The organism is Salmonella sp. 3C, assembly GCF_025426275.1.
GTDB lineage: Bacteria > Pseudomonadota > Gammaproteobacteria > Enterobacterales > Enterobacteriaceae > Salmonella > Salmonella enterica.
In genome coordinates, this window is sequence record NZ_CP104858.1 from 1,455,578 (window position 1) to 1,480,202 (window position 24,625).

General features: G+C 53.8%; 19 protein-coding genes and 1 pseudogene. 7 read left to right on the forward strand and 13 right to left on the reverse strand.

Features of this window, described 5'->3' with window-relative positions:
• The first annotated feature begins 38 nt into the window (after positions 1-38).
• Positions 39-617, forward strand: coding sequence for a 4'-phosphopantetheinyl transferase AcpT (acpT, locus tag N7E69_RS06990; RefSeq protein WP_000284365.1), 579 nt, complete (start codon positions 39-41; stop codon positions 615-617).
• A 90-nt stretch (positions 618-707) separates the two neighbouring features.
• Positions 708-1,109 (forward strand): nickel-responsive transcriptional regulator NikR, encoded by a 402-nt coding sequence (nikR, locus tag N7E69_RS06995; RefSeq protein ID WP_001190057.1) that lies wholly within the window; start codon positions 708-710, stop codon positions 1,107-1,109.
• A gap of 89 nt (positions 1,110-1,198) precedes the next feature.
• Here nikR and N7E69_RS07000 read toward each other — a convergent pair whose 3' ends face one another.
• The 4 genes and pseudogenes from N7E69_RS07000 to N7E69_RS07015 form a co-directional block, all read right to left on the reverse strand.
• Positions 1,199-2,323, reverse strand: a complete 1,125-nt coding sequence (locus tag N7E69_RS07000; RefSeq protein ID WP_001751760.1) for an ABC transporter permease — start codon at positions 2,321-2,323, stop codon at positions 1,199-1,201.
• Positions 2,323-5,059, reverse strand: a pseudogene (gene rbbA / locus N7E69_RS07005) (ribosome-associated ATPase/putative transporter RbbA). The gene N7E69_RS07000 and the pseudogene rbbA overlap by 1 nt, the downstream one beginning before the upstream one ends.
• Positions 5,056-6,123 carry an HlyD family secretion protein gene (locus N7E69_RS07010; RefSeq protein WP_000359843.1) on the reverse strand — a complete coding sequence of 356 codons (1,068 nt, stop codon included), beginning with the start codon at positions 6,121-6,123 and terminating at the stop codon, positions 5,056-5,058. The pseudogene rbbA and the gene N7E69_RS07010 overlap by 4 nt, the downstream one beginning before the upstream one ends.
• 305 nt (positions 6,124-6,428) lie before the next feature.
• Positions 6,429-7,625: an NAD(P)/FAD-dependent oxidoreductase gene (locus tag N7E69_RS07015; RefSeq protein ID WP_000439236.1), complete on the reverse strand. Its 1,197-nt coding sequence runs from the start codon at positions 7,623-7,625 to the stop codon at positions 6,429-6,431.
• 230 nt (positions 7,626-7,855) lie between these two features.
• Here N7E69_RS07015 and pitA point away from each other — a divergent pair, with 230 nt between their 5' ends.
• Positions 7,856-9,352 (forward strand): inorganic phosphate transporter PitA, encoded by a 1,497-nt coding sequence (gene pitA, locus N7E69_RS07020; RefSeq protein ID WP_000902764.1) that lies wholly within the window; start codon positions 7,856-7,858, stop codon positions 9,350-9,352.
• Positions 9,353-9,492: 140 nt separating this feature from the next.
• On the opposite strand, the gene uspB is transcribed toward pitA, so the two are convergent.
• Positions 9,493-9,828 (reverse strand): universal stress protein UspB, encoded by a 336-nt coding sequence (gene uspB / locus N7E69_RS07025; protein WP_000626193.1) that lies wholly within the window; start codon positions 9,826-9,828, stop codon positions 9,493-9,495.
• A gap of 387 nt (positions 9,829-10,215) precedes the next feature.
• Between uspB and uspA the strand changes: the two genes are divergently transcribed.
• Together uspA and dtpB are read left to right on the forward strand one after the other, a co-directional pair.
• Positions 10,216-10,650, forward strand: a complete 435-nt coding sequence (gene uspA / locus N7E69_RS07030; protein WP_000323565.1) for a universal stress protein UspA — start codon at positions 10,216-10,218, stop codon at positions 10,648-10,650.
• A 323-nt stretch (positions 10,651-10,973) separates the two neighbouring features.
• The gene (dtpB, locus tag N7E69_RS07035; protein ID WP_001098282.1) at positions 10,974-12,446 is read left to right on the forward strand and encodes a dipeptide/tripeptide permease DtpB; all 1,473 of its coding nucleotides are present in this window, start codon (positions 10,974-10,976) and stop codon (positions 12,444-12,446) included.
• A gap of 91 nt (positions 12,447-12,537) precedes the next feature.
• Here dtpB and rsmJ read toward each other — a convergent pair whose 3' ends face one another.
• The 3 genes from rsmJ to N7E69_RS07050 form a co-directional block, all read right to left on the reverse strand.
• Positions 12,538-13,296 (reverse strand): 16S rRNA (guanine(1516)-N(2))-methyltransferase RsmJ, encoded by a 759-nt coding sequence (gene rsmJ, locus N7E69_RS07040; RefSeq protein ID WP_001165127.1) that lies wholly within the window; start codon positions 13,294-13,296, stop codon positions 12,538-12,540.
• Between the two features lie 6 nt (positions 13,297-13,302).
• Positions 13,303-15,345, reverse strand: a complete 2,043-nt coding sequence (gene prlC, locus N7E69_RS07045; RefSeq protein WP_000184178.1) for an oligopeptidase A — start codon at positions 15,343-15,345, stop codon at positions 13,303-13,305.
• Positions 15,346-15,526: 181 nt separating this feature from the next.
• A complete protein-coding gene (locus tag N7E69_RS07050) occupies positions 15,527-16,798 on the reverse strand; it encodes an acid phosphatase (protein WP_000766155.1) in 1,272 nt (423 codons plus the stop codon).
• A gap of 210 nt (positions 16,799-17,008) precedes the next feature.
• On the opposite strand from N7E69_RS07050, the gene N7E69_RS07055 reads away from it, so the two are divergent.
• Together N7E69_RS07055 and gorA are read left to right on the forward strand one after the other, a co-directional pair.
• Entirely contained in the window at positions 17,009-17,851 is an 843-nt protein-coding gene (locus N7E69_RS07055) for a 23S rRNA (adenine(2030)-N(6))-methyltransferase RlmJ (RefSeq protein WP_000954238.1), read from the forward strand.
• 104 nt (positions 17,852-17,955) lie between these two features.
• Positions 17,956-19,308, forward strand: a complete 1,353-nt coding sequence (gene gorA, locus N7E69_RS07060; RefSeq protein ID WP_000160778.1) for a glutathione-disulfide reductase — start codon at positions 17,956-17,958, stop codon at positions 19,306-19,308.
• A gap of 46 nt (positions 19,309-19,354) precedes the next feature.
• Here the strand turns inward: gorA and fraE are convergent, their stop codons facing one another.
• From fraE to N7E69_RS07085, 5 genes are all read right to left on the reverse strand, one after another.
• The gene (gene fraE / locus N7E69_RS07065) at positions 19,355-20,398 is read right to left on the reverse strand and encodes a fructose-asparagine asparaginase (protein ID WP_000702752.1); all 1,044 of its coding nucleotides are present in this window, start codon (positions 20,396-20,398) and stop codon (positions 19,355-19,357) included.
• Positions 20,399-20,456: 58 nt separating this feature from the next.
• On the reverse strand, positions 20,457-21,776 hold the full coding sequence (locus N7E69_RS07070; protein ID WP_000498936.1) for an anaerobic C4-dicarboxylate transporter family protein: 1,320 nt from the start codon (positions 21,774-21,776) through the stop codon (positions 20,457-20,459).
• Positions 21,777-21,829: 53 nt separating this feature from the next.
• Positions 21,830-22,675 (reverse strand): fructose-aspartate kinase, encoded by an 846-nt coding sequence (fraD, locus tag N7E69_RS07075; protein ID WP_000028433.1) that lies wholly within the window; start codon positions 22,673-22,675, stop codon positions 21,830-21,832.
• A 63-nt stretch (positions 22,676-22,738) separates the two neighbouring features.
• Positions 22,739-23,716 carry a 6-phosphofructose-aspartate deglycase gene (fraB, locus tag N7E69_RS07080; protein WP_012539922.1) on the reverse strand — a complete coding sequence of 326 codons (978 nt, stop codon included), beginning with the start codon at positions 23,714-23,716 and terminating at the stop codon, positions 22,739-22,741.
• A 175-nt stretch (positions 23,717-23,891) separates the two neighbouring features.
• Positions 23,892-24,611 (reverse strand): GntR family transcriptional regulator, encoded by a 720-nt coding sequence (locus N7E69_RS07085; RefSeq protein ID WP_000572566.1) that lies wholly within the window; start codon positions 24,609-24,611, stop codon positions 23,892-23,894.
• Positions 24,612-24,625 lie beyond the last annotated feature (14 nt).

Sequence of the window (24,625 nt, forward strand, 5' to 3'; positions counted from 1 at the left end):
ACAATCTCCTCTTCTTCATAGGCAACGTTGGTCCTGATATGTACCAGATCGTTCTGGGAAAAGTGTCAACATTAAGCGCAGGTCAATTGCCCGACGCGTTAATCGCTCAGGCGCCGCAGGGCGTTCGCCGGGCAAGCTGGCTGGCCGGGCGCGTGCTGCTTTCCCGTGCGCTCTCGCCGCTACCGGAGATGGTGTATGGCGAACAGGGTAAACCGGCTTTTTCCGCCGGAACGCCGCTGTGGTTTAACCTCAGCCATAGCGGCGACACTATTGCTCTGTTGCTTAGCGACGAAGGTGAAGTCGGCTGCGATATTGAAGTGATCCGCCCGCGCGATAACTGGCGTTCGCTGGCAAATGCGGTATTCAGCCTCGGCGAACATGCTGAAATGGAAGCGGAACGTCCGGAGCAACAACTGGCGGCATTCTGGCGTATCTGGACGCGTAAAGAAGCCATCGTAAAACAACGCGGCGGCAGCGCCTGGCAAATCGTCAGCGTGGACAGCACGTTGCCCTCTGCCTTGTCGGTCAGCCAGTGTCAGCTCGATACGCTCAGTCTGGCAGTCTGTACCCCCACACCGTTTACGCTGACGCCGCAGACGATAACAAAAGCGTTATGACACATTAATTTTCCCTCTGGCGGCGGACGTGTGTTACAAAATGCGGAGCTTCCCATGCGCCGACGCGCCATACCAAAAGGTTTAAGTCAGATGCAACGTGTCACCATCACCCTCGATGACGATTTACTGGAAACGCTGGACAGCCTGAGCCAGCGACGCGGCTATAACAATCGCTCCGAAGCGATCCGTGATATTTTGCGCGGCGCTCTGGCGCAGGAGGCCACCCAGGAACACGGTACACAGGGTTTCGCGGTACTTTCATATGTTTATGAACATGAGAAACGGGATTTAGCCAGCCGCATCGTCTCCACCCAGCATCATCATCATGATTTATCCGTCGCCACGCTGCACGTCCATATCAACCACGATGACTGTCTGGAGATCGCCGTTCTGAAGGGCGATATGGGCGACGTACAGCATTTTGCCGATGATGTTATCGCCCAGCGCGGCGTGCGCCACGGCCACTTGCAGTGTTTGCCGAAAGAAGACTAACGCTGGGGGCGCTTCGCTTGCCCGGCCTACGCTCGCACGTCTGTCGTTTGTAGGCCGGATGAGGCGCAGCCGCCATCCGGCAATAATGTTTACGCCATTGTGCCAATCGTTTTTCTGAAGCGTAACAGCGCTATCAGGAAGAACACGCCGCCTATCGCCAGCAGGGTCAGGAACTGCGGCCAGACGATACTCAAACCTGCGCCGCGATAAAGAATAGCCTGGGCAAGACTGACAAAATGCGTCGTCGGCATGGTCAGCATAATATCCTGCACCGCCTGCGGCATACTTTCACGCGGCGTGGAACCGCCGGAAAGCATTTGTAGCGGTAACAGTACCAGAATCATTAATAACCCCAGTTGCGGCATTGAACGGGCGATGGTGCCCATAAAAATCCCAATTGAAGTGGTGGCGAACAGGCTCAGCACTACGCCCAACATAAACAATGGGATCGATCCTTCAATCGGTACGCCAAGTACGCCTTTCACCATCAGCATCAAAGACAAACCGGAAACCACCAGCACAACCAGCCCCATCGACCATACTTTTGCCATCATGATCTCAAAGGGCGTGACCGGCATCACCAACAGATGCTCTACCGTGCCGTGTTCTCGCTCGCGGATCAGCGCCGATCCGGTCAGCACTATCGCCAGCATGGTAATGTTGTTGATAATCGCCATCACGCCGCCAAACCACGCCGGGTCCAGATTTGGGTTAAAGCGCATCCGAATCTCCAGCGACACCGGCTGAACGCTATCTCCCCGCGCGCGCGCCACAAAGCTGTTGACCTCGCCGCTAATAATATTCTGGATATAACTGTTGCCGGTAAACGCCTGACTCATGCGCGTCGCATCGACGTTAACCTGAATATCAGGCTGACGTCCGGCCAGCACATCACGCTGGAAATTCGGCGGAATATTGACCGCAAAGGTATAGCGTCCGGCATCCAGTCCGGCATCCATTTCCGTTGCCGTAATCATCTCCGGCGGCAGAAACCACGGGCGGTAAAAACTATTCACAATACGGTTCGACAACTGTGACTGATCCATATCGGCGATGGCGATAGGGGCAAGATGCAACGAACCGGGCAGGACGGTAGCAGAGGAGTAAACCGAAATCGTAAAGGCGAAGACGATCAGCGACAGCATCGCTTTGTCGCCCAGCAGACTGCGCAGTTCTTTAACGCCGAGATTATAAATATTACGTAATCCGCGCATTACCCCTCCTGTTTTTTCAGCAGCAGAATGCTCAGACCCATCACCACCGGGACGGCAATCAGTAACGGCATAAATAACGGCCAGAGATCGGACAGATCCAACGCTTTGGAAAACGTCCCGCGCGCGATCGTCAGAAAATGGCTGGTCGGGTAGATCTCGCCGATCCATCTTCCCGGTCCTTCCAGCGAAGCCACCGGATCGATCATGCCGGAAAATTGTGTTGCCGGAATGAGGGTAATAATCGACGTCCCAAAAATAGCGGCGATTTGGCTCTTCATAAACGTGGAGATCAGCAGCCCCAGACCGGTGGCGATGATGACGTAAAGTAGCGCCGCGAGGGTAAGCGTGAGAAAGCTGCCTTTCAGCGGCACGCCGAACACAAAGACCGACAGCGCGCACAGTAGCAAGAAGTTCAGCATACCCAGCGCGATATACGGCAGTTGTTTACCCAGCAAAAATTCGCTGCGCGTCGTCGGCGTTACGTACAGATTAATTATCGACCCCAGCTCTTTCTCCCGCACCACGCTCAGGGCGCTAAGCATTGACGGGATCATCATGAGCAGCAGCGGAATGACCGCCGGAACGATAGCGGGCAGACTTTTCACATCCATAGCGATAGCGCGTTTCAATGTTGAGCAGCCCGGTCTGTTTAACCGGGTTCGGCTGACGACTTGCCGCCTCCTGCAGCCAGCTTTGGTGCATCGCCTGAACGTACCCCTTCACCGTCTCGGCGCGGCTGGGCATGGCGCCATCCACCCAGACGCCAATCTGCGCTGGCGTACCGCGAGCAATATCGCGGCCAAAATTAGGCGGGATCTCAATGGCAACCGCCAACTCTCCCGAACGCATCCGCCGGTCAAGCTCGTCATAGCTGGCGAGCGGCGGCTGTTCGATAAAATAGCGCGATCCCGCCAGATTGAGTGACCATGCCTGACTACTGACGGTTTGATCGCGGTCGAGTACGGCAAAACGCAGGTTCTCCACGTCCATACTGATGCCATAGCCCATAATCAGCATCAGAATTACCGTTCCCAGCAGCGCCAGCGTGGAACGTACCGGATCGCGGCGTAGCTCCAGCGCTTCGCGGCGACTGTAGCTGAACAAACGCCGGAAGCTCAATCCCTGCCGCGACGGTTTACCTGACGCGGCGGGCGTCTGGGATGGCGGTATTGGGGTTTCAGGCGCCGCTCCCGCAGCTTCCTGTAACCAGGAAATAAACGCCGCCTCCAGATTGGCCGCGCCCCGCTGTTGCACCAATTCCTGCGGCGTACCGCTGGCGAGCACTTTACCGGCGTGCATCAATGACATTCGGTCGCAACGTTCCGCTTCGTTCATAAAATGGGTCGAGATAAAAATCGTCACCTTATCCTGACGCGAAAGATCGACCATAAGCTGCCAGAACATATCCCTGGCGACCGGATCAACGCCGGACGTTGGCTCATCAAGAATCAGCATTTCCGGGCGATGGATCACCGCTACCGCCAGCGATAAACGCTGGCGGATACCGAGCGGCAACGAAGCGGGGAGCGTATCTTCCACCTCCGTTAGCATAAAGCGTTCGATCATCTGCGCGACGCGCGCCGGGATCTCCGCTGGCGGAATATGAAACAGGCGGGCATGAAGTTCCAGATTCTGCCGCACGGTGAGTTCGTTATAGAGCGAAAAAGCCTGCGACATATACCCGACCCGGCGACGGGTATCGATGTCGTTCGGGTCCACCGGCTGGCCAAATAGCCAGGCCTGACCTTCGCTGGCGGGAAGCAGACCGGTCAGCATTTTCATGGTGGTCGATTTGCCGCAACCGTTTGAACCGAGGAAGCCAAAAATCTCGCCGCGCGGAATGCGGAAATTAACATGGTCAACCGCGACGAACTTACCGAAGCGCATGGTCAGATCTTTCGCCTCAATGGCAATCTCTTCCTGCTCAGCGTGATACGGCGGGATCACCACTGGCTTATGCGCCTGGCGCTGCGCTTCTGGCAACAGGGCGATAAACGCCTGTTCCAGCGTCGCGCTATGGGTTTTTGCCCGCAGTTGCTGCGCGCTGCCGGTTGCCAGTATCTCGCCCGCATTCATCGCCACCAGCCAGTCAAAACGCTCCGCCTCTTCCATATAGGCCGTTGCGACCAACACGCTCATATTGGTCTGGCGCTGGCGGATACTGTCGATTAAGTCCCAGAACTGAGCGCGGGAGAGCGGGTCCACGCCGGTGGTAGGCTCATCAAGAATCAGCAATTCCGGGTCATGAATCAGCGCACAGCACAGCCCCAGCTTTTGTTTCATCCCACCGGACAGCTTCCCGGCAGGACGGTCACGAAACGGTGCCAGGCCCGTGCTGTTCAGCAGCTCGGTAATACGCGCTTCACGTTCAGCTTTGTCATGACCAAAGAGACGAGCAAAAAAATCGACGTTCTCATAAACCGATAACGTGTGATAAAGGTTTTTCCCCAGCCCCTGCGGCATCCAGGCGATGCGCGGACAGACGTCGCGGCGATGTTTCGCATCGCGCATATCCCCGCCCAGGACGATAACGTTCCCTTGCTCAATCACCCGCGCGCCAGAAATCAGCGACAGCAGGCTCGACTTACCCACCCCGTCCGGACCAATCAGCCCGACCATACTACGGGCGGGAATGTCCAGCGTGATATTGTTCAGCGCGGCTGTTTTTCCGTAATGCTGGCTCACCCCCTCAAGCTGCGCCACGGGAGGAACAGGCACCAGCTTCAGCGACGTCATTGCGACAGCCTCACGCTTAGAGCGTCAGGCCAGGGCACGCGCTCATCCAGACGAACCCAGGCCATTCCCGGCAAACCGGTTTTGACATATTCCAGATGCTGTCGCAGTAGCTCTGGCGGAATACGCGCTTTGACGCGGAACATCAGCTTCAGTCGTTCATCGTGGGTTTCCACGGTTTTGGGCGTGAACTGCGCCACGCTGGCGACAAAACTGATCGTCGCCGGAATACGCAGATCCGGCGCGGCGTCCAGCACCAGTCGCGCTTCGCCGCCGATCTTCAACAACCCCGCCTGTTCGGTCGGCAGGAAAAATGTCATATAAACATCTCTGAGATCGACCATGTTCAACACCCGGCCGCCAGCCGATAACACTTCGCCCGGCTCCGCAACGCGGTACTGCACGCGTCCATCGCGCGGCGCTTTTAATTCGCTGTCGTCGATGTCGGCGACAATACGCCGCTCGGTCGCCTGCGCCGCTTCCACGCGCGTTTGCGCCTGGATAATACTGGTACGCGCCGCTTCAATCGCCGCTTTTGCCGCAGATACCTGCGCTTTGGCGGTCTCCAGGGCGGCGCGCACGCTTTCCGCCGCCGCGCGATCGTCATCTAACTGTTGTACAGATACCGCGCCACGCTGCGACAGCGAACGAGAACGCACGTGACGTTTAGAGACGGAGTCCAGCTCAGCTTCCCGCTGTTTGACGACCGACTGCGCGGCGCGCATTTCACTCTGGCGTTGCTCCAGCAAAGCACGGGCGGCGGCAACCGCGCTCTCGGCCTCTTTAATCTGCGCAATCGCCTCCAGCCGCTGCTCCTGCAGCACGCGGGTATCCATTTTCGCCAGCACCTCGCCCTGACGAACGAACTGCCCTTCCGAAACGAGGATGGTATCAATACGCCCGGCAATCTTAGTGGCAATATCCACTTCGGTGGCTTCAATTCTGCCGTTGCTGGCGGCAAATCCCTCCGGTATTCCCGCAGGGCGCAGCATCCACCAGGCTATCGCGGCCACAGCTACAAGAATCCCCGCTCCCCACCACACCAGATGACGCTTCATTTTGTCCATAATCGACCCGCCGTAATCCCTGTTGTCTAACCATGCGTGTCACAAAATCCGCCGGGCGTGCGCTCAGCGGGGGTTTCCATTCGGGATAAGAATGAAAAAAGAAAAGGGGCCAGACGACGAACAGACGCCGATGAAGCGCTCGCCGTCAAAGGGAGTGAATGATGTAGGTACCCGGAAAAGAGGGAGTAATGTTGTCATCATCAGCGTTCCTGGCCGTAAATGAAACACGCATACTCATAACTGCTATAAATCGATACTAACACCTCTGTCCGGGATGTCTATTCGCTTATTGTTTGTAATGGTACTTAGCGTTTTGCCGCCAAATCCTGCGCGCAGGCCCAGGCGCTCGACCACGCCCACTGGAAGTTATAGCCGCCCAACCAGCCGGTGACGTCCATCACTTCGCCGATAAAATAGAGACCCGGCACGCGGCGCGCTTCCATAGTCCGCGATGATAGTTCGTTTGTATCCACGCCGCCCAGCGTCACTTCCGCTGTCCGATAGCCTTCGGTGCCGTTAGGCTGCACTTGCCAGGCCGTAAGCGTGTCAACCAACGCCTGCTGGTCACGAACGTTCAACTGTCTGAGCGATACATCCGGGATCTGCCCCAACTGTTGTAAACACTCCACCAACCGTTTCGGCAAATGCATCGCCAGCGTGTTCTTCAGACTCTGGTTCGGGTGCGCGTTACGCTGTTCATTGAGAACATCTTCCAGCGAGAGGTCCGGCAATAAGTTAATGCTCACTAACTCGCCCGGTTGCCAGTAGCTGGAAATCTGTAAAACGGCGGGGCCGGACAGCCCACGATGGGTAAAAAGTAGGTTTTCCCGAAATACCGTGCCATTGCGGGCGGTAATCACGCAGGGCACAGAGACGCCAGACAGCGTCTGGAGCTGTTCTAACAGCGGCTTATGTAGCGTAAAGGGCACCAGCCCGGCGCGCGTCGGCAACACCTTGAGACCAAACTGTTCGGCGATTTTATAGCCAAACGGTGATGCGCCAAGCCCCGGCATCGACAGGCCGCCGCTGGCAATCACCAACTTTTGCGTAGTCACCGTCTCGCCGTTCAACGCCAGTATGAAACCCGACTCATCACGCTCGACGCTCAATACCTCGCTACGCAGGCGCATCGTTACGCCGCCTTTGTCGCACTCGGCAACCAGCATATCGACAATGCGTTGGGCGGAATCATCGCAAAAAAGCTGTCCCAGCGTTTTCTCATACCAGGCTATCCCATACCTGCCGACCAGATCGATAAAGTCCCACTGGGTATAGCGGGCTAATGCTGATTTGCAAAAATGGGGGTTCTGGCTCAAATACGCAGCAGGCTCAACATAAAGATTAGTAAAGTTGCAGCGTCCACCACCGGACATGAGGATTTTACGTCCTGGCTTCTTGCCATTATCGATGAGCAGCACGCGGCTACCCGCCTGTCCTGCCTGCGCGGCGCAAAACATGCCCGCTGCGCCAGCGCCTATAATAACGGCATCAAACCTTTCCACGTCGCCTTCCTCTCTCAAATTCGGGCGGGAATTGTAAAGTTTCCTCAGTGGTCGCACCAGCGCGAAAAGCGCCTGAAAATGGTATTTATCTGAAATATATAAGATAATTCTTTAGTGATATCAAACAAAGCACGAAGTACATCAAAAAAAGTCTATATTTCACTTTGCCCGCGCCGCCAAAGTCACTGATAATGCGCCGCGTTCATGTCCTCAAAATGGCGTAACGTCCTATGCTACATTTGTTTGCTGGCCTGGATTTACATACCGGGCTTTTATTATTGCTTGCTCTGGCTTTTGTGCTGTTCTACGAAGCGATTAACGGCTTCCATGACACAGCCAATGCAGTCGCAACCGTGATTTACACCCGTGCGATGCGTTCGCAGCTGGCGGTTGTCATGGCGGCGGTGTTTAACTTTTTTGGCGTTTTGCTGGGGGGTCTCAGCGTGGCGTATGCCATTGTGCATATGCTACCGACGGATCTCCTGCTCAACATGGGTTCCGCGCACGGCCTCGCTATGGTCTTTTCCATGTTGCTGGCGGCGATTATCTGGAACCTCGGTACCTGGTATTTCGGGTTGCCGGCGTCCAGTTCCCACACGCTGATTGGCGCCATTATCGGCATCGGTTTAACCAATGCGATGATGACCGGCACGTCAGTGGTGGATGCGCTTAACATCCCGAAAGTTATCAATATTTTCGGTTCACTCATTATCTCCCCTATTGTCGGTCTGGTATTCGCCGGCGGTCTGATTTTCTTGCTGCGCCGCTACTGGAGCGGTACTAAGAAACGCGCCCGTATCCACCTGACGCCAGCCGAACGTGAAAAGAAAGACGGCAAGAAAAAGCCGCCGTTCTGGACGCGTATCGCGCTAATCCTCTCAGCTATCGGCGTGGCGTTTTCGCATGGCGCGAACGATGGTCAGAAAGGCATTGGCCTGGTCATGCTGGTGCTGATTGGCGTCGCGCCTGCGGGTTTCGTGGTCAATATGAATGCCTCCAGCTACGAAATCACCCGTACGCGCGATGCTATCAACAATGTCGAAACGTACTTTGAGCAGCGTCCTGACCTGCTGAAAGCCGTCACCGGCGTTGACCAACTGATTCCGTCTCCGGAACCGGGCGCGACTGAACCGACTGAATTCCACTGCCATCCGGCTAACACCATTAACGCGCTTAACCGTGCGAAAGGGATGCTGGCAAACGTGGAAAGCTACGACAAGTTAAGCGTTGAACAGCGTAGTCAGTTGCGTCGCATTATGCTGTGCATTTCCGACACGACCGACAAAGTCGTGAAATTGCCTGGCGTAAGCAGCGATGACCAGCGCCTGCTGAAAAAGCTGAAGACCGATATGTTAAGCACCATTGAGTATGCGCCGGTGTGGATCATTATGGCAGTGGCGTTGGCGCTGGGTATTGGTACGATGATCGGCTGGCGTCGCGTGGCGACCACTATCGGCGAGAAAATTGGTAAAAAAGGCATGACGTATGCGCAGGGAATGTCGGCGCAGATGACGGCGGCAGTCTCTATCGGTCTTGCCAGCTACACCGGTATGCCAGTTTCTACCACTCACGTACTCTCCTCTTCAGTGGCGGGAACCATGGTCGTTGATGGCGGCGGGTTGCAGCGTAAAACCGTGACCAGCATTCTGATGGCCTGGGTATTTACGTTACCGGCGGCGATTATTCTTTCCGGCGTGCTGTACTGGCTTTCCCTGAAGATTATTTAAGCCAAATGGGCCAGAGGACGCTGTCGCTAATCCGGCCTGTCAGGATGAAACGACACAGGCCTGACAGGCCGCTACAAGCGGCGTCATCCGGGAGGCTTATCTAACACAAGCGGGTCAGGAAACTGGCCCGCTTTTTTCATTCAGTGCCAAATCATGAGCGCAATCAAGCTCACCACCACCAAACCGCATAACGCGCTGGTCAGCAGAAACTGGCGGCGCACGCGTTCACAACGGCGAATAAATTCTTCATCATGATGATCGCGATAGCGCTGAGCGTAGATATACCATACCAGGCGCACCTGTTTGTTGGGCTGACCATGCGTGGTAAAGAAGCCGCCGCCATCGACATATTGATAGAGCAAAGGATCGCAACCACGAAGTACCACTAACAGTGCGCGTAGCGATGAGAAATAGCGCGCCATATTAACAATGCAAACGACACATAAAGCCCAGAATAGTGAGACGGTGCTTATCATATCTCCTCCCCGGCGACCCGCCCACGGAGTTCCTCTCCGGGACTACCGCTCCCCGATACCCTGCCAGACAATCAGTGAAAGAGTACTACGAAAGCCGTCCATATTAGCGCTCCGCATTCGAACGGCTCTTATACACATTGTAGGAGATCAGTTAATTTTTTTACCAGAAGGTTAATCACTATCAATGCAATTCCCTGAAAATTTTGTTTAACTAACTGGCAAGCAAGGCAGATTGACGGATTATCCTGGTCGCTATAATGTAAGGATAGTTATGGTAAACGGCTGAGCTAGCCCCGCGCATAGAGTTCGCAGGACGCGGGTGACGCGGCGGCATAAGAAACGCCAGTAGCTCAAGGGTCATCGACAACTTATGGAAGGAGTAACACTATGGCTTATAAACACATTCTTATCGCAGTTGATCTCTCCCCGGAAAGTAAAGTTCTGGTTGAAAAAGCGGTCTCTATGGCGCGCCCCTACAACGCGAAAATCTCCCTCATCCACGTTGATGTGAACTATTCTGACCTGTACACCGGTCTGATTGACGTCAATCTGGGCGATATGCAGAAACGTATCTCCGAAGAAACCCACCACGCGCTGACCGAGCTGTCTACCAACGCTGGCTACCCTATCACTGAAACCCTGAGCGGTAGCGGCGATTTGGGCCAGGTGCTGGTTGATGCCATCAAGAAATACGATATGGATCTGGTCGTTTGCGGTCATCACCAGGACTTCTGGAGCAAACTGATGTCTTCTGCGCGCCAGCTGATCAACACCGTTCACGTTGACATGCTGATTGTGCCGCTGCGCGACGAAGAAGAGTAATACTTGCCGTGCCGGCTGGCGGCTAAGACCGCGTCTGGTCTATAGTCAATCAGGTTGGCCTGAACCATCTGGCAAATTCTGGTTATCAACAACAACGCCCGCTTCTGTGGGCGTTTTGTTTATCCCCCTTCTTCGCAGTACTCAGTACATCATTCCATCACACCAAACATAATTAGTGTGATCCACTAATTAGTTTGCGTATCATTTGTATAATAACCTATTGATCAGGCTAATAACCGCAGTCTATATCAGGGTAAGTCTTTTCGGCGCGTTTTGATATACGCGCTCATACGTTTCGGGATGGCATTAAAAGGCGAAGGAATATGAATACAACTGCACCTACGGGCTTGCTGCAGCAACCTCGTCCATTTTTCATGATCTTTTTTGTAGAATTATGGGAACGATTTGGCTATTACGGCGTCCAGGGCATCCTGGCGGTCTTTTTCGTTAAACAATTGGGTTTTTCTCAGGAACAGGCCTTTATTACCTTTGGCGCTTTTGCGGCGCTGGTTTATGGCCTGATCTCCATCGGCGGCTATGTTGGCGACCATCTGTTAGGGACTAAACGCACCCTGGTCCTGGGCGCGATTGTGCTGGCGATTGGCTATTTTATGACCGGCATGTCGTTATTAAATCCCGATCTGATTTTTATCGCACTGGGTACGATTGCCGTGGGCAACGGGTTATTTAAAGCCAATCCCGCCAGCCTGCTCTCTAAATGCTATCAGCCTAAAGATCCCCGGCTGGATGGCGCTTTCACCCTGTTTTATATGTCGATTAACATCGGTTCTTTGTTATCGCTATCGCTGGCGCCGGTGATTGCCGATAAATTTGGCTATACGGTGACCTATAATCTGTGCGGCGCTGGTTTAATTGTTGCGCTTCTGGTGTACTTCGCCTGCCGTGGCATGGTGAAAAATATCGGTTCTGAACCGGATCATAAACCGCTACGTTTTCGCAATTTGCTGCTGGTACTACTCGGCACCGTCGTCATGATTTTCCTCTGCGCCTGGCTGATGCACAACGTTAAGATTGCCAATCTGGTGCTCATCGTCCTTTCTATCGTCGTCACTATTTTCTTCTTTCGCGAAGCGTTTCGTCTGGATAAAACCGGCCGCAATAAAATGTTCGTGGCGTTTATTCTGATGATTGAAGCCGTGCTGTTTTACATTCTGTATGCGCAGATGCCTACCTCGCTGAACTTCTTTGCGATTAATAACGTGCATCATGAAATTCTTGGATTCGCCATTAACCCGGTGAGTTTTCAGGCGCTGAACCCATTCTGGGTGGTCGTCGCCAGTCCGGTACTGGCAGCGATTTACACCCGACTGGGTAGCAAAGGCAAAGATCTGACTATGCCGATGAAGTTTACGCTCGGTATGTTCCTCTGCGCGCTGGGTTTTCTGACCGCCGCCGCCGCCGGGATGTGGTTTGCCGATGCGCAAGGACTGACGTCGCCGTGGTTTATCGTGCTGGTGTATCTGTTCCAGAGTCTGGGCGAGTTGCTGATTAGCGCGCTGGGACTGGCAATGGTCGCCGCTCTGGTGCCGCAGCATCTGATGGGCTTTATTCTGGGAATGTGGTTCCTGACCCAGGCCGCCGCCTTCCTGCTCGGCGGTTATGTGGCGACCTTCACTGCCGTACCGGAAAACATCACCGATCCGTTACAGACGCTGCCCATTTATACCGGCGTCTTTAGCAAAATTGGTCTGGTAACACTGGCGGTCACCGTGGTGATGGCCATTATGGTGCCGTGGTTAAACCGGATGATTAATACGCCAGGTACCGAACAGTAATACTCAGTGCCGGATGCGGCTTACGCCTTATCCGGCCTACAAATAATTGAGAATCGTAGGCCCGATAAGCGCAACGCCATCGGGCAATCCGTTACTCCGTCAGAGGGGTTCCGGCATAAATATCAAACCGATGCCCTTTGGTGACGATGGCGTTGGGCGTCGCGACATCCGCCAGCGGCGGCGCATAATCGGGACGTTTGACCACCACGCGTTTGGTCGCCAACTGACGCGCCGGTTCCAGCAGTCCGTCGGCGTCTAAATCCGGCCCCACCAACGACTGAAACACCCGCATCTCTTTCTTCACCAGCGCGCTTTTCTGCCGGTGAGGAAACATCGGATCGAGGTAGACCACCTGCGGGCGCGGCGTGATATCAGTCAACGCCGTCAGGCTGGAAGCATGAATCAACTGCAAACGCTCCTGAAGCCAGCCGCCAATGTCCGCATCGGCGTAGCCGCGCGTCAGACCGTCATCGAGCAACGCGGCAACCACCGGGTTACGCTCCAGCATCCGCACGCGGCAGCCGACGGACGCCAGCACAAACGCATCGCGTCCCAGTCCGGCCGTGGCATCAACCACGTCCGGCAGATAATCGCCCTTAATACCGACCGCCTTCGCCACCGCTTCGCCGCGCCCGCCGCCGAACTTACGCCGGTGCGCCATCGCCCCGCCGACAAAATCGACGAAAATGCCGCCGAGCTTCGGTTCGTCGCGCTTGCGCAGCTCCAGATGTTGCGGCGTCAATACCAGCGCCATCGGGTTGTCTTCGTCATGCTCCAGTCCCCAGCGGGCAGCCAGAACAGATAAGGCGCCGTCTGTGGCGCCCGTTTCATCCATTAAGCAGATTTGCACGTAAAATCAGCCTTTAATCCCGTAATGCTCCAGCATCGCGTCCAGCTGTGGTTCACGGCCACGGAAGCGTTTAAAGAGTTCCATCGGCTCTTCAGAACCACCACGAGTCAGGATGTTATCAAGGAACGACTGACCGGTCTCACGGTTGAAAATGCCTTCCTCCTCAAAGCGGGAATAAGCGTCCGCCGCCAGTACGTCGGCCCACAGATAGCTGTAGTAGCCTGCCGCATAGCCGCCAGCAAAGATATGGCTGAATGCATGTGGGAAGCGGCCCCATGTCGGTGACGGCACCACGGCGACCTGTTTTTTAATTTCAAAGAGCGTCTCAAGAATTTTCGCTCCTTGCTGCGGGTTAAATTCCGCATGCAGACGGAAATCAAACAGACCGAACTCCAGTTGACGCAGAATAAACAGCGCCGCCTGATAGTTTTTCGCCGCCAGCATTTTATCCAGCAGTTCCTTCGGCAGCGGTTCGCCGGTCTCATAGTGGCCGGAGATAAACGCCAGCGCTTCCGGCTCCCAGCACCAGTTTTCCATAAACTGGCTTGGCAGTTCGACCGCGTCCCACGGCACGCCGCTGATACCGGAGACCCCGGCGGTCTCAATGCGGGTCAGCATATGATGCAGGCCATGACCAAACTCGTGGAACAGGGTGATCACTTCGTCATGGGTAAACAGAGCGGGTTTACCGTTCACCGGACGGTTGAAATTACAGGTCAGATAAGCGACCGGCTTTTGCAATGTGCCGTCCGCCTTACGCATCTGGCCGACACAGTCGTCCATCCACGCCCCGCCGCGTTTGTGTTCGCGCGCGTACAGGTCAAGGTAGAAGCTGCCGCGCAGCTCGTTATTTTCGTCATACAGTTCAAAGAAACGCACTTCCGGGTGCCAGACATCAACGTCAGTACGCTCTTTGGCAGTGATGCCGTAAATACGTTTCACCACTTCAAACAGGCCATTCACGGCTTTGTTTTCCGGGAAGTACGGACGTAGCTGCTCATCGCTGATGCTGTACAGGTGCTGTTTTTGCTTTTCACTGTAGTACGCGATATCCCACGGTTGCAGTTCCTCAACGCCAAATTCGGCTTTGGCGAAGGCGCGCAGCTGGGCCAGCTCTTTTTCCCCCTGCGGACGGGCGCGTTTCGCCAGATCGGTTAAGAAATCGAGCACCTGCTGCGGATTTTCCGCCATCTTGGTGGCCAGTGACTCATGGGCATAATTTTCGAAGCCCAGCAGTTGCGCCAGTTCATGGCGCAGCGCAAGAATTTCTTCCATCACCGGGCTGTTATCCCACTTACCGGCGTTCGGCCCCTGGTCGGAGGCGCGAGTGGAATAGGCGCGATACATCTCTTCACGCAACGCCTGGTTGTCGCAGTAGGTCATCACTGGCAGATAGCTCGGGATATCCAGAGTCAGCAGGTAACCTTCCTGCTCTTTGGCTTCCGCCTGGGCTTTAGCTGCCGCCAGAGCGCTTTCCGGCATTCCCGCCAGCTCGGCTTCATCGGTGATGAGCTTCGTCCAGCCCATAGTGGCATCGAGCACATTATTGCTGTACTGGTTGCCCAGCTCAGACAGGCGAGTGGCGATTTCGCCGTAACGCTGCTGTTTCTCTTTCGGCAGGCCGATGCCGGACAGTTCAAAATCACGCAGCGCGTTATCAACCGCTTTCTTCTGCGCGGTATTCAGAGTGGCGTAATGATCGCCGTCGCGCAGGTCGCGGTACGCGTTGTACAACCCTTCATGCTGGCCAACCCAGGTGCTGTATTCCGACAGCAGCGGCAGCGTCTGTTCGTAGGCTTCACGCAGCTCCGGACTATTTTTCACCGAGTTTAAGTGGCTAATTGGCGAGAAAATACGCCCCAGAACATCGTCGGCTTCCGCCAACGGCTGGCAGAGGTTTTCCCAGCTATACGGCGCGCCATGCGCCACAACGCCTTCTACCGCCGCCCGGCAATCGGCCAACGCTTTGGTGACCGCAGGCACCACATGCTCCGGTTTAATTGCAGAAAAAGGCGGCAGTGAAAAAGACGTTAGTAATGGATTGGTCATATGCGCAGTCCTGTAGAAGAAGGTGAGTGGAGCGCGCTTTTGGCGCTCTCGCGATGAGATCTAGAATGGGGGATAGTAAGGGGAATTTCAATGATGGACAGCGTACAGACGTGGGTATCGCTGCAATAAGCCGCCCCTTTAACATCATCCCGGCTTACGTTTTATAAGCCGGGTGACAACGTCAGCGCGTTTTTCTCGCCATCTCGTAAGCAGCGGACAGATCCAGACGCTGCCAGAACTGTTGATCCTCGGTCTCGCCCGACAACGGATATCCTGCCGGTAACGCCGTCTCTTCCATTAACGCCTGACACTGCGCTGACGACAGGTTCGGCAGCGCTGTCTGTAGCAGAACATCGGCGCCTTTTGGTATTTTCAACGGCTGATGCTCGCCTTTCTGTTGCGGCAGGTTATAAGTCATGGTGAAGCGGTAGAAGGTATGCATGGCCGGATCGCGGTACGGATCGTCTTTTCCGGTCGATGCCGCGCATTCGACAATCGTCGTACCGCACTCTTTCACCAGCGCCTCACGCAGTTGAGCGCGAGCTTCGTTGAATAACGTACGGTAATACGGATCGTTAAGATAATGCGCGACATTACGCTGCGCGACCATCCGCGCGCCCATCACATCCAGCGGATAGTGTACGCCAAGGACCAGGCGAGAATAGCCATAACGCGCGCCACGAATCACCAGCGCATCAAAGCGTTCCGGGATCATTTCCGCCATCAACAGCGCATCCGTATAACCGGTATTCGTGTGTCCGCTGGGGAAAGCACCGCCACCCGCGGTATAAGGATGACCATCTTTTACCACCACATCATCCGGCGTCAGATGGATAGTATTACCCGGCACCTGGAAAGGACGCGGGTAATGAAAATATTTTTTCGCCGCGCCGGTGCTGACTTCCGAGGCTTTAATCAACGCCGCCGCTTTGCCCAACTCACCTTTATCATAAGCGGCGAGAAATGCCCGCCCCAGCCGCGGCCCCATTGCGTCGCTCAGGAAATAGAGATACTCCACGCTTTCCGCATCCGCCAGCGCCTGGTGACGGGTATTAACATCGGCATCGTGATTAATCGCCGTCACCGTCGCCAGATTGTCTTTCAATACTGCTTCCGGCAATGTATTGAAGGCGGAAAGTAGGGTAATTCCCATCTGTTGATTCTCAGTAGTATGAAAATCATAACCGCTAGCCTGTAACCAGGCATTATCCGCCTGGATGGAATTCTGTCGCATCTGAGCCATGGCGTCGCGAGTCAACGCGGCGGTATCGCCTTGTAATGCCTTACGCAACTGTGTCAGCCATTGAGCCTCAAGGTCATTAAAGGCGACGCTCGCCGAGTCGGGCGTCACGCTTTTCGCTATCGACTCCGCCTGGGACAGGGGAATATCTTTCGCCAGTGCCGGCATCGCCAGCGCCAGAGATGACGCCAGTACAGTAATGTGTAGTTTCATTATGGTTCCTTTCATTAAAAATAACGCCAGGTCAAAACCACTACCTTGCCCACAGGCGATGCTGGCCTGCGCAGTTGACGGTTTGATGATACGAACACGTCTTGCAATACTTTCACAACGCGCGAAACAACATGGCGGTACTGGGGTAATCTCTACGGATCTGCGGTAAACTATCGGCTAACTTGTTTACTTCCCGGAATATCTGCATCCATGCTCAGTTATCGTCACAGCTTTCACGCTGGCAACCACGCCGACGTCCTTAAACATACCGTTCAGAGCCTGATCATCGAGTCGCTAAAAGAGAAAGAAAAACCGTTTCTCTATCTGGACACGCACGCGGGCGCGGGGCGTTATCAATTGGGCAGCGAACATGCTGAACGTACCGGAGAGTATCTGGAAGGCATCGCCCGTATCTGGCAGCAGGACGATCTGCCCGCCGAACTGGAACCGTATATTAGCGTCGTAAAACATTTCAACCGCAGCGGGCAGTTACGCTACTATCCGGGCTCCCCGTTAATCGCCCGCCAGTTGCTGCGTGAGCAGGACAGTCTGCAACTCACGGAATTGCATCCCAGCGACTTCCCACTGTTGCGCGCGGAGTTTCAAAAAGACAACCGCGCCCGCGTGGAACGCGCTGACGGCTATCAGCAACTGAAAGCCAAATTACCGCCGGTTTCCCGCCGCGGTCTGATCCTCATTGACCCGCCTTATGAAATGAAAACCGACTACCAGGCGGTAGTCAGCGGCATCAGCGAGGGTTATAAACGTTTCGCCACCGGGACATACGCGCTATGGTATCCGGTGGTGCTCCGCCAGCAAATTAAGCGCATGGTTCATGATCTGGAGGCCACCGGCATCCGTAAAATCCTGCAAATTGAGCTGGCGATCCGCCCGGACAGCGATCAGCGCGGGATGACGGCGTCCGGTATGATCGTGGTTAACCCGCCGTGGAAACTGGAGCAGCAGATGAACAACGTGCTACCGTGGCTGCACAGCAGGTTGGCGCCAAACGGTCACGGACACACTTCGGTAAGCTGGATCGTGCCGGAGTAATCACAGCCATCGGTGGAACCTTTCACCTTCAGGTATACAATCGCGAATATTTTGGCGGGTAGCGCAGAATCTATCCGTCCGACAACGAACATAAAGGAGCGGTCATGACCAAACACTATGATTACATCGCTATCGGCGGCGGCAGCGGCGGTATCGCCTCGATTAACCGCGCCGCTATGTACGGCCAGAAATGCGCGCTCATCGAAGCCAAAGAGCTGGGCGGTACCTGTGTTAACGTGGGCTGCGTGCCGAAGAAAGTGATGTGGCATGCCGCGCAGATTCGTGAAGCGATTCATCTGTATGGCCCGGACTACGGTTTTGACACCACGATTAATCAGTTCGACTGGAGCAAGCTGATTGCCAGCCGTACCGCGTATATTGACCGCATCCATACTTCATACGACAACGTGCTGGGCAAAAATAACGTGGATGTGATTAAAGGCTTTGCCCGCTTTGTCGATGCCAAAACCATTGAAGTGAACGGCGAAACCATCACCGCCGACCATATTTTGATCGCTACCGGCGGCCGTCCGAGCCATCCGAGCATTCCAGGCGTGGAATACGGCATTGATTCCGACGGTTTCTTTGCGCTGTCTGCCTTGCCGGAGCGCGTCGCGGTGGTAGGCGCAGGTTATATCGCTGTTGAACTGGCTGGCGTTATCAACGCGCTAGGGGCGAAAACGCATCTGTTTGTCCGTAAACATGCGCCGCTGCGCAGTTTTGACCCGATGATTAGCGAAACGCTGGTTGAGGTGATGAACGCCGAAGGCCCGCAACTGCATACTCACGCCGTGCCGAAAGCGGTGGTAAAAAACGCCGACGGCAGTCTGACTCTGGAACTGGAAGATGGCCGCAGTGAAACCGTTGATTGCCTGATCTGGGCCATTGGTCGCGAACCGTCGACCGACAATATTAATCTGGCGGCAGCGGGCGTGAAAACCAATGAAAAAGGTTACATCATTGTCGATAAATTCCAGAATACCAACGTTGAAGGCATTTACGCCGTTGGCGATAACACCGGCGCAGTGGAGTTAACGCCAGTCGCCGTCGCCGCCGGTCGCCGTCTCTCCGAACGCCTGTTTAACAACAAGCCGGACGAGCATCTGGACTACAGCAACATCCCGACCGTGGTCTTTAGCCATCCGCCTATCGGCACCGTCGGGTTAAGCGAGCCGCAGGCGCGCGAGCAGTACGGCGACGAGCAGGTAAAAGTCTATAAATCATCGTTTACCGCTATGTATACCGCGGTGACGACGCACCGCCAGCCGTGCCGTATGAAGCTGGTCTGCGTCGGGCCGGAAGAAAAAATTGTGGGTATCCACGGTATCGGCTTCGGCATGGATGAAATGTTGCAGGGCTTCGCAGTGGCGCTGAAGATGGGCGCTACCAAGAAAGACTTCGATAATACCGTCGCTATTCACCCGACCGCATCGGAAGAGTTTGTGACCATGCGTTAATATCTTGTGCGCCCATCTTCAAGGGTGGGCGCACAAGCCTGCATGATTAATACGTACTGAAATAACTCTGGATCAGTTCCGGATTACGCGTCTGAGTTAATGCCGTCATCAGCAAGACTCGCGCCTTCGCCGGGTTGAGCGAGTCAGACACCAGCCCTGGCTGCCCTTTATCCAACGGTACGACGCCGTTTCCGGTGCGGGAAGCGCGCACCACGATAATCCCGGCTTTCTCCGCTTTTTTAATCCCCGCGTCGCTGCGTACCGAGACCGAACCTGCGCCGGTTCCGGCATAAATAATACCGTCCGCGTGATGGGCGATCGCCGCATCATACATATATTCCGGGTCGTCCTGATAGCCGTAAATAATCACCACATTGGGTAATTTTTTGATATTACGTACGTCAAAAACAGATCGCAGGGTATGAATTTTTTCCACCCGCGTTTCGAACTGTGGCTTACCATTAACGATGACCCCCAGATAGCCCTCTTCCGGCGCTTTAAAGGTATCCAGAGTCGTGGCATTGGTTTTCGTTACAAAGCGCGCCGAACCAATACGATCGTTTAAAACGACCATTACACCGCGTCCCTTCGCATTCGGGTCAGCAGCCACCGTGACCGCTTCCAGCAGGTTCATTGCGCCATCGGCGCTGATTGCCGACGCGGGCCGCATTGCAGCGGTAAACACCACCGGTTTGTCGCTTTTCACGGTCAAATTAAGAAAGTAGGCGGTTTCATCGAGCGTGTCAGTGCCATGAGTAATAACCACACCGTCAACATCGTCCCGCGCCAATAACGCATTCACCTTCTGTGAAAGTTTCAGGATGATATCGCTGGTCATATTTTCGCTACCAATATTCGCCACCTGCTCGCCGTCAACGCGAGCGATATTATTCATTTCCGGCACGGCATTTATTAATGTTTGCACGCCAAGTTCACCGGATTTATATCCGGCGGTTTGCGTATTATTGGCTGCCGTCCCGGCGATGGTACCGCCTGTCGCGAGAATAACAATATGCGGTAGTGACGTTGTGCTAAATACACAGTGGCTGATGAGCAGCAACACGGTGGCCATGAAAACTCTGATTTTCATTTTCTTCCTCTGAATTAAAAATAATAAGTGACGTGTGCTATAAAAAATTTAATAACAATCAGGCCAGAACCATTTTTCCTATTAACAGCCCGACAATGACCGAGACAATCACGTTAACTAATCCCGGACGCATAAAACTATGGTTAAGCACATATTTGCCGATACGCGTCGTACCGGTGTCGTCAAACGCCAGCGCCGCCAGACACTGCCCCGCCACCGGAATAAAGAAATAGCCGTTAACGGCAGGCCAGGAGCCGATTAACGCATAAGCGGGCACCCCTAACGCCAGCCCCAGCGGCAACAGAATTAACGTCGTTGCCGCCTGGCTGCTGACCATAGCGGACACAAAAAACATCATAATGGCGATAAGCCAGGTATGCTGTTGCAATAGAGTTTGCACTTCTGCCTTAATCAACGCGATATGACCATTCACGAACGTCTCACTCATCCAGGCCAGGCCGAAGGCGCAGACAATCGCCAGCGCGCCCGCCCGAAATACCGTACCGCTGATAATCTGATCGACCTGCGGCCGACATAACAACACAATCAGGCAGGCAAAAGAGAGCATCGTAATCTGGATAGCGGCGGACATCGAAAGCGGTTGTAGCCCTTTCGCTGTTTCCACCATGGGCCGCAGCGCCGGAATCAGTCCTAACAGAACGATAACGATCGCGCTGGTCAGAAATAACGCCACCGACAATTTGGCGCGCGAAGTGACTACCGTATTTTTACTTTCTTTCTGCGCAGGTTTAATTAACCCTTCAGCAAGCCGACGTTGATATTCCGGATCGTCTTTTAACTCTTTTCCTTTATTAAAGGTCGCTATTGCCCCCATCGCTACGCCGATTAACGTGGCGGGCACGCAAATCATCATAATGGTTGAAATAGAGACGCCCAACGGCGCCATTAAACCAATCATCGCCGCCATGGCGGCAGATATAGGACTGGCGGTGATCGCCTGCTGCGATGCGATAACGGAAATAGATAAAGGACGTTCCGGTCGAATACCTGAATCCCGTGCGACTTCAGAAATAACCGGTAACAAGCTATAAACGACATGCCCCGTTCCTGACATAAAAGTGAAGATATAACAGATAAACGGCGCTAATAACGTAATGTAACGAGGGTGGCGACGCAGAATTTTTTCCGCCAGTTTGACCAGTAAATCCAGCCCGCCGGAGGCCTGTAAAGAAGCGGCCGCCAGGACAACAGAAAGAATAATCAGAATAACATCAATCGGTGGCGTAGAAGGCGTCAGGCCAAAAATAAAAACCATCACGCCGACGCCTAACCCGCCGACCATCCCTAAAAATACGCCGCCGATCCTGGCGCCTATCATCAGGGCCACAAGGATAAAACATAATTCCGTCCAAAACATACTTCCTCCTGGGTTATCTGGAGTGAGTGTCGCTTTACATTGAGGGACGTAACCTATTGTGCAAACGGTTTACCAAAACCAAATGCGCCGTAATGAGATAACACCTGCGCCGCCGATTTCCCGCCCTGCCGCATGGCGCGTAGCACGCTTTCTTTATCGGGTTCCGCCATACCCGATTGCAAAATGGAAAGCAAAAAACCGGTTAAGAAGGCGTCGCCTGCGCCCAGCGTATCGACAGGTTCGATATAAGCAGGTTGCCACTCCAGATAATCCGCGCCGGAAAAATAATAAACTTTTTCATGCCCGCAGGTGGCAATAATATGCCGACAGCCATAACGATAAAGTTTATTGAGTTTTATTTTGATTTCATCTGGCGATAACCCGCTACAGGAGATAAATCCATAATCTACCCACGGGCATACCTTTTTAAAATAGTCGTCTGTACCGCGCCCGGAAAAATCAAAAGAGAGTAAGACGGTTTGTTGTTTAATTTTCTCCAGTTCCGATTCCAGGTGGCCGTTAATACTGGAATGGACTAAGGTAAATTGTGATATATAGCGAAGATCGTCGTCAGACAGACTAAAAGGATGTTCCCGCAATACGCCGTTTTTGTTGCTGGCGACAAATTGTCGATCACCATGCGAGAGACGGATACAGGCATACCCATTTTCGCCGGTATAATGGCGGCTGTGAGAGATGTCTATCTGTAGCTGGTGTAATACATCCTGTACGTGCTGCGCGGCGTCGTCATTGCCAAACGCCCCCATAAACGCGCTGGGGATGTCTGCTAATTTCGCATAGACAGCAAAATTTAATGCATTACCGCCGGGGTACATGATTCCGGAATGCAGGTATTTATCGACAACGTTGTCGCCAATACCCAATACGCTGATGCTCATCATTATTCCTTGTTTGTCTTTACAATAAAAAGCGTCCCTGCTTTTTTATCCATCCTGATGTAATTAATATTCCACTTTCCACATATAGCGGCGCGTCGTTAACGGATGCTGACGCGCCTCAGCTAACGCCCGATTGTAAACGGGATAAACGTTATTAAAGAGAGAGTGGTTAAAGTAATCAATAACCGTGGTTTTAATGGTCGATAGCCCCAGTTCTTTCGCATCGACAACTTCAATCCGGCGGCCATATTTTTTCAGGAAGTTTAACGCGCGTTCATCCACCGCCCGCGTATTGCCCTCGGAAAACTGGAATAAGAAAGGCGTATTCGCATCGGTAATTTCAAACGGCCCGTGGAAAAACTCACCGCTATGAATACAGGCGGAATGTATCCATTGCATTTCCATAAAGATACAGATGCTCTGTAGGTAGGCTGCGCCATAGCCCGCGCCACTGGCGACGGTGTAAATGACTTTATCGTCTTTATATTCCTGCGCGAACGCCTGCGCACGCTCCGCTACCTGCTCGCAAGCGCGCCAGACGATACGGTTGATTTTGCTGACGCCATCCTGAAAATCGTCGTAGTGCGCATACCCTTCCGTCTGCTGGAGCAGTTCGACCGCACTCAGCAGGCCTTTCATCGTTTTCTCTCCGGCAATATCTTTACCGTCGCCAAACGTGTACGTTTCCACATAGTCGCAATGCGCCACCAACGGTGAATCCATTACCCAGGTTAAACCAATGACCGGCGCGCCGTGCTGACGGGCGATTTCAGCCGCTTTAATTGTCTCTGGCGTATTACCTTTGTGGGAGGCGACAACCACAACGGCATTTTCTCCCAGCGCTACCGGCGGGTTGTTAATAAATTCTCCGCTGTTATACAGACCGACAGTCAACGCTTTCGCTTCTTTTTCTAAAAATGCTTTCGCCGGATAGAACGCCGCATAAGAACCGCCGCACGCCACATAATAGACGTGTTTAATGCCTCCTTTCTCTGCCTGGCTGGTCACAATATTGCTAACTGTCTCTTTCATACCCATCATGCTTTCCTCTGGTTCCATCAATGATACAGGCGAGGATTCGCCATAAATGACTCATAATGTATTATTATTTTTATATGACATTTAAAGACATTTGATCAAGATGGAAACCAAAAAAAATCGGGATCCGCGATCTGGATCCCGATTCAGCCTGCTCTTCGTTAGCGTAATGCTGACATCATACGGTAAACCGTATTTTATCGCCGACAATCAACTGTTGCGAAACGCAGGAGAGTTCTCCTTTGTTATCAATCATTTCACTTTTTATCAGGATCAGCGGATAACCCTCGTTGACGCCAAGATAATGGGCGACTTCAAAGCTGGCATAAACCAGTTCGATCATCTTACGGGAGTGGGTAAACCATAAATGGTATTTCTCGCGTAAGCATTCATACAAAGAGTGATTATTAAGATCTTCGTCCAGCAAAAACGCAAAACGTGGGGGAAGATGTACGGTTTCCAGCGATACCGCCACATCGTCGGCATAGCGGATACGTTCAATGACGACCGCTTTTTCGCCATCGTTCATATTCAGTAACGCTTTTGTCTCATCGTCTACCGATTCAAAAACGGATTTGATGGTGCGTGACCCCGGGCGACGTCCCTGGGACTGGCATAACTCGCTGAAACTCATGATGCCGGTCATGCTACGCTGAAATTTCTCACCAGAGACAAAGGTGCCTTTGCCGGAGACACGGGTCAGCAAATTTTCACGCGTCAGCGCATCCAACGCCTTACGGACCGTGACCCTGCTCACCTGCCAGCGCGCGCTCAGTTCATTTTCCGTCGGGATCTGCTGGCCTGGTTTATACTCTCCACGCGCAATGGCCTCTTTTAAGGCGGCTTCAAGCTGCTTATAAAGCGGTTTGGCGCTTTTACTGTCGGGTTGCTCGATCATTTGTATCCATTTGT